This is a genomic window from Zhengella mangrovi (assembly GCF_002727065.1).
GTDB classification, from domain to species: domain Bacteria; phylum Pseudomonadota; class Alphaproteobacteria; order Rhizobiales; family Rhizobiaceae; genus Zhengella; species Zhengella mangrovi.
Genome location: NZ_PDVP01000055.1, coordinates 1 through 1315, shown reverse-complemented (window position 1 = coordinate 1315; position 1315 = coordinate 1). Strand labels below are relative to the sequence as shown.

General features: G+C 61.0%; 1 protein-coding gene and 1 other annotated feature. The gene reads right to left on the bottom strand.

The window, feature by feature from the left end; all coding sequences use genetic code 11:
- Positions 1-39: 39 nt before the first annotated feature.
- Positions 40-1262, bottom strand: a protein-coding gene (locus CSC94_RS23935; RefSeq protein WP_099308856.1) for an IS3 family transposase whose coding sequence is annotated in 2 segments (ribosomal slippage) — positions 40-974 and positions 974-1262 — 1224 coding nt in all. Because the reading frame shifts where the segments join, the coding sequence is not laid out codon by codon here.
- Positions 865-981, bottom strand: a sequence feature (AL1L pseudoknot). (Overlaps the previous gene by 117 nt.)
- Positions 1263-1315 lie beyond the last annotated feature (53 nt).

The window sequence follows — 1315 nt, the reverse complement described above, 5'->3', positions numbered from 1 at the left end:
TGAACCGCACCGGGTTTGCCGGAGGCTGGTTGATATAAGCTACGCGGCCATTTCTGAGGTTTCCATAGCTGCATAGAAGTTTGCTTCGGCCTCTGCTGGCGGGACGTTTCCGATGGGCTCCAGCAGGCGGCGGTTGTTGAACCAGTCGACCCATTCTAGTGTGGCATATTCCACGGCGTCGAAGCTGCGCCATGGTCCACGACGGTGAATGACCTCGGCCTTGAAGAGACCGTTGATCGTTTCGGCGAGGGCATTGTCATAAGAGTCACCGACGCTACCGACCGAAGGTTCGATTCCGGCCTCAGCCAGTCGCTCGGTGTATTTGATCGACAGATATTGTGATCCGCGATCGGAGTGATGCACCAATCCCGCTCCCGGCCGTCGTTGATGAACGGCCTGCTCGAGGGCATCCAGGACGAACCCAGCATGAGCCGTGCGGCTCACGCGCCATCCGACAATGCGCCGAGCAAAGGCGTCGATGACGAAGGCGACGTAGACGAAGCCCTGCCAGGTGGCGACATAGGTGAAATCGCTCACCCACAGCATGTCCGGCGCAGGCACACGGAACTGGCGGTTCACCTTGTCCAAAGGGCATGGAGCCTTTTTGTCCGGCACCGTCGTTCTGTGCGGCTTGCCGCGGATAATGCCTTGAATACCCATATCCTTCATCAGCCTGGCGACTGTGCAACGGGCGACATCGAAGCCTTCCCGATCCAGCTGACGCCAGACCTTGCGCACGCCGTAGACCCTCCAGTTCTCCTCGAACACGCGCTCGATCTGGGGCCGCAGGACGACGTCGCGCCGGGCGCGCTCCGACAACCGGGCCGGATCGGCACGCTTCGCCAGGTGATCGTAGTAGGTGGACGGGGCGATCGGCAGAACCCTGCAGATCGGCTCGACCCCGTGCTCCCCTCGTTGATCGTCGATGAACCCGACCATCACTTCGACCGGCGGTCGAGCTCCGCCATCGCAAAATATGCGCTCGCCTTGCGCAGGATCTCGTTGGCTTGGCGCAGTTCCCGGTTCTCCCGCTCCAGCGCCTTCATCTTCTCTGCCATGTCGGTCGGGATGCCAGCGCGCTTGCCGCTGTCGACCTCGGCCTTCTTGATCCACTCGTTCAGGGTCTGGGGCGCACAGCCGATCTTCGCGGAAATCGACATGACTGCCTGCCAGCGGCTGTCATGTTGCCCTTGATTATCCAGAACCATGCGAACGGCGCGCTCGCGGACTTCCGGAGAATACTTGTTTGTCGTCTTGCTCATGATGCTCCATCCTACTCAGGAGTTGGAGCCTCCGGCAAACCCGGTGCGGTTCA